Below are 502 nucleotides of genomic sequence, written 5' to 3' on the forward strand. Positions count from 1 at the left end.
TTACCATAGCGCGGACATCTGAATTGAGCCACAGGCGGACATTACTATTGAGCCATTACAAAATCAGTTCGCATAACAAAGATTATGTTAAATCTAATAATAAAAGACATAAAAATCAATATGTTGAGGCGGTGGCCTGCTACTTTCCCACTCCAGCAACCAGTCATGGAAGCTTTAGAAACAGAGTCCTCTCATGAGTTTGTGATGCCTTAAATCCATGGTGAGCATAGAAACCTTTGGCTTCTTCAGTAAGCGCATGAACCATTATCGCACGAACGCCAATGTTCTCAGCTACGCGATAACACCGTAGAACTGCATCGTGGAGTAAATCGGCACCAACCCCTTTTCCGTGCAATGAGACATCTACCGCCAGGCGAGCGAGTATAATCACCGGTATAGGATCTGGCATGTTACGCCGAAGACTGCCTGTAGCTTCCGTATGGCTTTGTTGAATAAATCGAACTTTTGCTGAGTTGAAGGATCAGATCACGCATCCTCCCGA

General features: G+C 45.0%; 1 pseudogene. It reads right to left on the reverse strand.

From position 1 onward, the window contains the following. Positions 1-163: 163 nt before the first annotated feature. Positions 164-445: pseudogene (locus tag BHE81_RS27935) on the reverse strand (GNAT family N-acetyltransferase); the annotation flags it as partial. Positions 446-502 lie beyond the last annotated feature (57 nt).

Source organism: Klebsiella sp. AqSCr, assembly GCF_008452795.1.
Classification (GTDB): Bacteria; Pseudomonadota; Gammaproteobacteria; order Enterobacterales; family Enterobacteriaceae; genus Klebsiella; species Klebsiella pneumoniae.